Below are 8,569 nucleotides of genomic sequence, written 5' to 3'. Positions count from 1 at the left end.
GGCCTCCAGCGCGCGCCGGGCACGGGCGTGCGCCTCGACGTGCGGCATGACGAGCGCGGCGGACCGCGCTGCGGCCAGCAGCTCCCGCCGTGCGAAGTGGTCGGCGGACCCGCCCTCGAGGGCCTCGACGGCCGCTGCGGCCCGACGCCCGCGCCGCCGCAGCGCATCGACGCGCCGCCCCTCGTCGAGAGCCGAGCGCGCTGTCGTGTCGGCGGACCGGGAGGCGTCCACGTCCGCCAGCACCTCGCCCGCGTGGGTCGACAGGGCCGTGGCGACCTCGGTGAGCGCGGGGTCGAGTGCCGAAGGGGTCAGCTCGGACCAGGGGCGATCGACGGCAGCCAGCTCGACGTCGAGGCCGGTGAGGTGGTCCACGAGGTGGCCGACGTGCCCGGCGAGACGCGCTCGGCCCTGGCTCACCGCGGCCTCGGCGCGCTGGCGTCGCTCCACGAGGTGCGACTCCACGCCGGTGTAGGCGGTGATGTCGAAGAGCCGCTCGAGGACCTCCCGGCGCTCCTCGTCGGTCGCCCGGAGGAAGGCGGCGAAGTCGCCCTGGGGGAGCAGGACGACCCGGCGGAACTGGTCGAGCCCCATCCCGAGGAGGTCGTCGAGCACCTGCGCGGACTCGTCGATGCGCGTGCTGACGGTCTCCCAGCGCCCACCCGATCGCTCCTCGAGCTCGACCCTGGCCTGGTCCGTCGTCGTGCCCGAGCCGCGACGCTTGGGACGCTCGTGAGCGGGATGCCGGGTGATCCGCAGGCGTCGCCCACCGAGCGTCAGCTCCAGGCGCACGCGGGTGCGCACGTCGTCGGCCGCATGCTGGCTGCGCAGCGTGGCGGTCATCCGGTCGCCCGGCACGTTGGCGTAGAGGGCGTAGCAGATCGCGTCGAGCAGGCTCGTCTTGCCGGACCCGGTCGGACCGTGGATGAGGAAGAGGCCGGCCGACCCCAGGTGGTCCAGGTCGAGGTCGACGTCGTCGGCGAAGGGACCGAAGGCCGTGGCCGTCAGGCGGTGCAACCTCATGCCGCGCCCCGTCGACGCGTGCGGCCGAGGTCCTCGGCGACGTCCTGCCGGCGCCGGCCGGCCTCGAGAGCCGCGGTGAGGAGGTCGCGCTCCGCCTGCTCGGGCTCGTGGCCGCGGCGCACGTCGGCGACGAAGTCGCAGCAGACGTCGATCGGCGCCCGACGCTCGACCCGCGAGGCGTAGGTCCGCACCGGTGTGGCGGCCCCCACGGGGTCGAAGCGCAGCTGCAGCAGGTGCGGGAAGCGCTCCCGAAGCCGGTCGAGGGCGCCCACGGGACGCACGGGGTCGGTGAGGGTCGCCTGGACCCAGGCGGACTCGGCGGCCTCGTGGGCCCGCGAGCCGAGCAGGTCCGCCAGGTCACCTCGCAGCACCGCGAACTCGCGGTGGACGGGCGCCATGACCTGCTCCACGTGGACGGAGCCGTCCTCTGCCAGGTCGACGAGCAAGGACCCCTTGCGGTGGCCGGCCTCGCTGAAGGACATCGCGACCGGGGAGCCGCTGTACCGCACCGTCGGCGCGACCTGCTGAGGGCGGTGGAGGTGCCCCAGGGCCGCGTAGGCGACGCCGTCGAACACCTCGGCGGGCACCATCGAGACGCCACCGGTCGTGATGTCGCGCTCGGAGTCGCTCGTGAGACCACCACCGGCGAAGCAGTGCGCCATGACGACGGTGCGCGGGCCCCGCGCTGCGGCGTCGGCACGGACCCGCTCCATCGCGGCGCCGAGGACGGCCTCGTGCGTGCGCCGCTCGACACCCAGCTCGTCGGTCACCGTGGCGGCCGCCGGCTCGAGGTAGGGGAGCGGGTAGACCGCGGCGTCGTCGAGGAGCACGGGTCGTCCGACGGAGGAGACCTCGCAGCGGATGTGCAGTCCGGCCCGGGAGAGCAGGTCGGAGGCGAAGCCGAGCCGGATCGCGGAGTCGTGGTTTCCGCTGGAGAGCACGACCTGCGCCCCGGCGTCGATGACCCGGGTGACCGCGTCGGAGAGCAGCGCCACCGCGTCGGGGGAGGGCAGGGCCCGGTCGTAGACGTCGCCCGAGACCAGCACGGCGGCGACCCCCTCCGACCGCACGACCTCGACGAGGTGGTCCACGTACTCCGCCTGGGCACCGAGGAGCCCCACTCCGTGGAAGGAGCGGCCCAGGTGCCAGTCGGAGGTGTGCAGCAGCTTCATGGCGCCCACGCTACGAGCGGGCACCGACAACGCGGCGGCGCGACACCCCCCTTCGCCCGACGCACGGGACTCCCGGATCGTCCGGCGGTCTGACAGGGTGTGCCCATGGGCAAGGAAGTCGCCGCGCAGAGCTACTCCCGCGAAGAACGTCAGCGCTACCGCGAGAAGGTGCGCCAGAACCTCGACGTCTTCGAGCGGATGCTCAAGGAGCGCGCTTTCGACGAGGACGTGCCGCTCACCGGCCTGGAGATCGAGCTCAACCTCATCGACGATGAGCAGCAGCCCGCCTTCGTCAACAAGGAGGTGCTCCGGGCGATCGCCGACCCCGAGTACCAGACCGAGCTGGCCCAGTTCAACATCGAGCTCAACGTCGCGCCGCGGCCCCTGCCGGGGGACGCCGCGCTGCAGCTCGAGGAGGACCTGCGGACCTCGCTCAACCGCGCCGAGGGCAAGGCACGCGAGGCCGGGGCCCGGATCATCCCCATCGGCATCCTGCCGACGATCCGCCCGGAGCACTTCGCCGGTGAGTGGATCAGCGCCAACAACCGCTACACGGCGCTCAACGACTCCATCTTCGTCGCCCGGGGCGAGGACATCGTCCTCGACATCGAGGGGCCGACGGGGGAGCAACTGCACACCTTCGCCGCGTCGATCGCGCCCGAGTCGGCGTGCACCTCGGTCCAGCTGCACCTCCAGGTCGGCCCCGGCCAGTTCGCCGACCACTGGAACGCCGCCCAGGTGATCTCGGCGCCGCAGATCGCGCTCGCGGCCAACTCGCCCTTCTTCTTCGGGCGGCGCCTGCACGCGGAGACGAGGATCGCCCTCTTCTCGCAGGCGACGGACACCCGGCCCATCGAGCTGAAGAACCAAGGGGTGCGCCCGCGGGTCTTCTTCGGCGAACGCTGGATCACCTCGATCTTCGACCTCTTCGAGGAGAACGTGCGCTACTTCCCGGCGCTCCTCGCCGAGACGAGCGAAGAGGACCCGGTCGCGGTCCTCGACGCGGGCGGCACGCCGCAGCTCAGCGAGCTCAACCTCCACAACGGCACGGTCTACCGCTGGAACCGCCCCATCTACGACCCCGGTGACGGCCGCCCCCACGTGCGGGTCGAGAACCGCGTGCTGCCCGCCGGGCCGTCCATCATCGACACGCTCGCCAACGCCGCCTTCTACTACGGTTGCGTGCGCACCCTCGCCGCCGAGGACCGTCCGATCTGGACCCGGATGTCCTTCCCGGCCGCACAGGCCAACTTCGAGGCGGCCGCCCGCGACGGCCTGGGGTCCCGCCTCTACTGGCCGGGCCTCGGCGAGCTCGGCGCCGACGAGCTCGTCCTGCGGCACCTGATCCCGCTGGCGCGGCGCGGTCTCGAGGACTGGGGCGTCTCCGACAGGGTCATCAGCCGCTACCTCGGCGTCATCGAGGGTCGGTGCACCAGCGGCGTCAACGGTGCGGTGTGGCAGACCGAGTGCGTCCGTCGCCTCGAGGAGGGCGGTCTGGACCGGGCGGAGGCGCTCGCCGGGATGACCGGTCTGTACACCGAGCACATGCACCGCAACGACCCGGTGCACACCTGGCCGCTGCCCTGAGCCGGCTCAGGCGTTCCAGCTGAGGATGCACGGGTCCTCGCGGTGGTGGCCGAGGACCGACAGGCGCGCTGCGTCGAGGGTCAGCTGCGCCGCCAGGTGCGGCGAGGCCCGCAGCCACACCGTCGCCAGGATGCGGGAGGTGTGCCCGTGCCCGACGAGCACGACATCCCCCTCGGCCAGCCGCGCCCTCACCCGGGCGACCACCCGGGAGGCGCGCGCCGCCACCTCCTCGACGGTCTCGCCCGGGGTTGCCCCTGGCACCACCCCGTCACGGAAGACGTCCCAGTCGGTCCCGCTCTCCTGACGGATCTCGGCGGTCGACCTCCCTTCGTACCCGCCGTAGTCCCACTCGCGCAGGTCGCGGTCGACCTCGGCGACCAGTCCCGCGAGCCGCGCGGTGTCCTTGGCCCGGGCCAAGTCGGAGGTGAGGGTGAGGACCGGCGCCACCCCGAGCTCCTCGAGGCGTCCGGCCGTCGCGGACGCCTGCTCGCGCCCGACGTCGGTGAGGGGGAGGTCCGTCCACCCGGTGTGGCGCCCGTCGCGGCTCCACTCGGTCTCGCCGTGGCGCAGGAGGACGAGTCGACCGGGAGCGGTTGCCATGGTCGTCAGACTAGCCAAGGCCGCGTCTGCGAGGATCGGTCCGGGACCGCGCGCACCGGACCCGACCGACCCACACGGAGGCAGGCATGACGGACGAAGAGACCACCGGCGGCACCGGACCGGGCCACCGCAGCGTCGAGCTGACGCGGCTGGCGCTCGGGCGCTACGAGATCGGCAACGTCCGCGGTGGGACGATCACCATCGGTGACGGCAGCACCGACGACTTCACGCCGGTCGAGCTGCTCCTCGCGGCCATCGCCGGCTGCAGTGCCGTCGACGTCGACCACATCACCTCGCGTCGCGCCGAGCCCGACTCCTTCGTCGTCGTCGCGGAGGGCGACAAGGTCTCGACGCCCGAGCGCGGCAACCACATGAGCGATCTCGAGGTCACCTTCCGCATCGGGTTCCCTGAGGGCGAAGGGGGCGACGCCGCCCGCGCCGCCTTCCCCCGCTCGGTCGTCCAGTCCCGTGACCGGCTGTGCACCGTCTCCCGCACGGTCCAGCTCGGCACGCCCATCGAGATGTCCGCCGAGGACGCCTGAGCGCTCATGCGTGAGGTCGACGTCGCCGTGGTCGGTGGGGGACAGGCAGGGCTGGCCACGGCCTACCACCTGCGTCGCCTGGGCATCGACCACCTCGTCCTCGACGGGCAGCCCCAACCCGGGGGAGCGTGGCAGTCGACCTGGCCCTCGCTGCGGCTCTTCTCGCCCGCGGCATACTCCTCCCTGCCCGGGTGGCCGATGCCGCCGCACCCGGACACCTTCCCGCCGGTCGACCACGTCATCGACTACCTCCGCCGCTACGAGCAGCGCTACGACCTGGCCGTCGAGCGTCCGGTCTCGGTGCGGGAGGTGCGCCCGGACGGGACCGCCCTGCGGCTCCTCACCGACCGGGGCGACCTGAGGGCGCGCTTCGTCGTCAACGCGACCGGGACCTGGGCCGCCCCCTTCGTCCCGCTCGTCGAGGGTGCCGAGACCTTCGCCGGACGCCAGCTGCACAGCGCGCACTACCGCGGTCCCGAGGACTTCGCCGGGCAGCGCGTGGCCGTCGTCGGCGGGGGCAACTCGGGGGTGCAGGTGGTCGCCGACCTCGTGGGCTCCGTCGAGCGCGTCTCGCTCGTCTCCATCCGTCGGCTGCGGTTCCTGCCGGACGAGGTCGACGGACGGCACCTCTTCGACCGGGCCACTGCGCGCATCGGGACCGGCACGGCCCGGGAGCGGGAGGACGCCTTCGTCGGGGAGATCGTCGCGCTGCCGCGGGTGCGCGAGGCACGGGCCGAGGGGGCGCTGCGGCTGCGCCCGATGTTCGACCGGCTGCTGCCCGCAGGTGCTGTCATCGGCCGCGAGGTGCTCCCCCTCGACGCGATCATCTGGTGCACCGGGTACCGGCCGGCGCTGCGTCACCTGCGTTCCCTGCGGCTGCGCACCTCCCAGGGCGTCCCCGAGGTCGTCGACCAACGCTCCGTGAAGGACCGCCGGGTGTGCTTCGTCGGCTACGGGGACTGGACCGGGCCGGCCTCGGCGACCCTGATCGGGGTCGGCCGCACCGCCAGGGCGCTCGCGGCCTCCATCGCGGCCGACCTGGGTGCCGGCCCCTCCTGAGCGGACGGACGGGTCACCGCACCTCCCGTGCCGGCACGAGGGATCCTAGGGTGGGGGCATGGCCAGCTTCGTGGAAGTGCACCCCGACAACCCCCAGCCCCGCACCGTCGGGCAGGTCGTCGAGCGACTCAGGCAGGGCGCGCTCGTCGCCTTCCCGACCGACTCCGGCTATGCCCTGGGCGGCCGGTTGGACGACCAGGAGATCAAGGACCGCATCCGGGACATCCGGCGCCTGGACGAGCGGCACCACTACACCCTGCTCTGCGCCGACTTCGCCCAGCTCGGCCAGCTCGTGCACGTCGACAACGCCGTCTTCCGGGCGGTCAAGGCCGCGACGCCCGGTCCGTACACGTTCATCCTGCCGGCGACCAAGGAGGTCCCGCGGCGGCTGCTGCACGCGAAGAAGAAGACCGTCGGCGTGCGCATCCCGGACCACCCGCTCACCCTCGCGCTGCTCGCGGGACTCGGCGACCCGATGCTCACGTCGACGCTGCTCCTGCCGGGTGAGGACCGCACCCCGACCTTCGGCTGGGACGTCAAGGAGGCCCTCGACCACCAGGTCGACATCGTCATCGACGCGGGTGAGGTCACGACCGAGCCGACGACCGTCGTCGACCTGTCCTCGGGGGAGGCCGAGATCGCGCGCTACGGGGCGGGTGACCCCACCCCCTTCGAGTGACCGGGTCTCATCCCTGCCCGGTGTAGAAGCGGTAGGTCTCGTCCGCCGCGGCCGCCGCGGCCACGGGATCCGCGCCTGCGGCGACCTGCGCGCCGCCCCAGGCATCTGCCGCGCCCCGGTAGAAGGCCCGGCCCTCACCGGTGGCTGCCCAGGCCTCGGCCTCCTCGGGACGGAGCGCGCCCCCGACGGCGCCGAGATGGAGGGACAGCCCGAGGAGACCGCCGTCCCAGCCGCCGCCCGTGGCCCCGGGGCCGTAGGTCTCCCACATCCCCTCGGGCACGTCCTCCACACGGGCGACGCGCACGAGGCGCAGGCGGGTCGACTCGCCCTCGGCGACGAGGACCACCTCGAGCCAGGACACCGCGCCCATCATCTCCCAGGTCACGCGGTACCCGGCCGTCCCGTCGTCCGGCGGTCGGCACTCGAGCACCTCGCCGCCGGCGTTGCCCTGCAGCTGGTACCGACCTCCGAGGCGCAGGTCGCCGCTCACCGGCAGGAACCACCGGGCGATCCGCTCGGCGGTCGTCACCGCGTCCCACACGTCGTCGATGGGGGAGGGGTAGGTCTGGGTCAGTGACTGCGCACGCGCGGGTGCGCCGTCGACCTCGAGCATCTCGAGAGCGCGGTCCACCGCGCCGATCTGGGTCGTGGTGTCCACCATGTCAGGTCTCCTTGGTCGGGTCGGTCCGGTCGGACCCACGACGGGCACGCCGGCCACGGACGAGCGCGGTGACCTCGTCCCGCGCCGCGACGAACGCCGCTACGCAGGCGCGCACGTCCGCCTCGGTGTGGGCTGCGGAGAGCTGCACCCGGATGCGTGCCTGTCCCTTCGGCACGACGGGGTACGAGAAGGCGATGACGTAGACGCCGTGCCCGAGCATCGCGTCGGCGATCTGCGCCGCCTGCCGGGCGCCGTCCTCACCCGGGAACATCACCGGGGTGATGGGGTGCTGCCCCGGCAGCAGGTCGAAGCCCTCCTCCGTCATGAGCTCGCGGAACATCAGGGTGTTGCGCCGCAGGACGGCTCGTCCCTCGTGGGACTCCCTGGCGATCTCGACGGCCCGCAGCGAGCCGGCCGCGACGACGGGGGCGACGGCGTTGGAGAAGAGATACGGCCGGGAGCGCTGCCGCAGCAGGGCGACGACCTCGGCCGGCCCGCTGACGTAGCCGCCGCTCGCCCCGCCGAGCGCCTTGCCCAGCGTTCCGGTGAGCAGGTCGACCCGATCGGCGACACCGCACGCCTCGGGCGTGCCCCCGCCCCCGTCCCCGATGAACCCCACGGCATGGGAGTCGTCGACGAGGACCATCGCGCCGTACTCCTCGGCGAGGTCGCAGATCTGCTCCAGCGGCGCGAGGTAGCCATCCATCGAGAAGACGCCGTCCGTGACGACGACGGTGCGCCGGGCCCCCTTCGCCGCCTCGAGCTTGGCCCGCAGGTCGTCCATGTCCGCATTGGCGTACCGGTAGCGGGCGGCCTTGCTGAGCCGGATGCCGTCGATCAGCGAGGCATGGTTGAGAGCGTCCGAGATGATCGCGTCACCCTCGCCGAAGAGCACCTCGAAGACGCCGCCGTTGGCGTCGAAGCAGCTGGAGTAGAGGATCGTGTCCTCGGTCCCGAACCACTGCGACAGGGCGCCCTCGAGCTGCTTGTGCAGCTCCTGCGTCCCGCAGATGAACCGCACGCTGGCCATCCCGAAGCCCCAGTCGTCGAGCGCGGCGGCGGCCGCGGCCCGCACCTCGGGGTGGTCGGCGAGACCGAGGTAGTTGTTGGCGCAGAAGTTGATCGCCGACGTCTTCGTCGTCGTGATGTGCGCGTCCTGCGCGCTCGTCAGCCGACGCTCGTCCTTCCACAACCCGTCGGCGCGGATCTGCCGCAGGGTGGCGGTCAGCTCGTCCTTGAAGGCGTACAT

The 8,569-nt window shown here is 72.9% G+C and carries 9 protein-coding genes; 4 read left to right on the top strand and 5 right to left on the bottom strand.

Annotated features, from left to right (window positions below; all coding sequences use genetic code 11):
- The coding region (locus JT1_RS05280) for an AAA family ATPase (RefSeq protein ID WP_169701864.1) at positions 1 to 1,020 on the bottom strand (1,020 nt) is incomplete at its 3' end.
- On the bottom strand, positions 1,017 to 2,192 hold the full coding sequence (locus tag JT1_RS05275; protein ID WP_068324291.1) for an exonuclease SbcCD subunit D: 1,176 nt from the start codon (positions 2,190 to 2,192) through the stop codon (positions 1,017 to 1,019). The genes JT1_RS05280 and JT1_RS05275, both read right to left, overlap by 4 nt.
- A 105-nt stretch (positions 2,193 to 2,297) precedes the next feature.
- On the opposite strand from JT1_RS05275, the gene JT1_RS05270 reads away from it, so the two are divergent.
- On the top strand, positions 2,298 to 3,779 hold the full coding sequence (locus tag JT1_RS05270; protein WP_068324288.1) for a glutamate-cysteine ligase family protein: 1,482 nt from the start codon (positions 2,298 to 2,300) through the stop codon (positions 3,777 to 3,779).
- Positions 3,780 to 3,785: 6 nt separating this feature from the next.
- Here JT1_RS05270 and JT1_RS05265 read toward each other — a convergent pair whose 3' ends face one another.
- A complete protein-coding gene (locus JT1_RS05265; RefSeq protein ID WP_068324285.1) occupies positions 3,786 to 4,379 on the bottom strand; it encodes a histidine phosphatase family protein in 594 nt (197 codons plus the stop codon).
- Positions 4,380 to 4,465: 86 nt separating this feature from the next.
- Between JT1_RS05265 and JT1_RS05260 the strand changes: the two genes are divergently transcribed.
- The 3 genes from JT1_RS05260 to JT1_RS05250 are packed head-to-tail and all read left to right on the top strand — an operon-like array spanning position 4,466 to position 6,659.
- Positions 4,466 to 4,921: an OsmC family protein gene (locus tag JT1_RS05260; protein ID WP_068324282.1), complete on the top strand. Its 456-nt coding sequence runs from the start codon at positions 4,466 to 4,468 to the stop codon at positions 4,919 to 4,921.
- Between the two features lie 6 nt (positions 4,922 to 4,927).
- Positions 4,928 to 5,980 carry an ArsO family NAD(P)H-dependent flavin-containing monooxygenase gene (locus JT1_RS05255; protein ID WP_068324279.1) on the top strand — a complete coding sequence of 351 codons (1,053 nt, stop codon included), beginning with the start codon at positions 4,928 to 4,930 and terminating at the stop codon, positions 5,978 to 5,980.
- Positions 5,981 to 6,038: 58 nt separating this feature from the next.
- Positions 6,039 to 6,659 carry an L-threonylcarbamoyladenylate synthase gene (locus tag JT1_RS05250; protein WP_068324276.1) on the top strand — a complete coding sequence of 207 codons (621 nt, stop codon included), beginning with the start codon at positions 6,039 to 6,041 and terminating at the stop codon, positions 6,657 to 6,659.
- A 7-nt stretch (positions 6,660 to 6,666) separates the two neighbouring features.
- Here JT1_RS05250 and JT1_RS05245 read toward each other — a convergent pair whose 3' ends face one another.
- Positions 6,667 to 7,320, bottom strand: coding sequence for an SRPBCC domain-containing protein (locus JT1_RS05245; RefSeq protein ID WP_068324273.1), 654 nt, complete (start codon positions 7,318 to 7,320; stop codon positions 6,667 to 6,669).
- A 1-nt stretch (position 7,321) separates the two neighbouring features.
- Entirely contained in the window at positions 7,322 to 8,569 is a 1,248-nt protein-coding gene (locus JT1_RS05240; RefSeq protein WP_082807486.1) for a glycine C-acetyltransferase, read from the bottom strand.

It is taken from the genome of Janibacter terrae NBRC 107853, from assembly GCF_001591405.1.
GTDB classification, from domain to species: domain Bacteria; phylum Actinomycetota; class Actinomycetes; order Actinomycetales; family Dermatophilaceae; genus Janibacter; species Janibacter terrae.
This window is presented reverse-complemented; position numbering and strand designations above follow the sequence as displayed.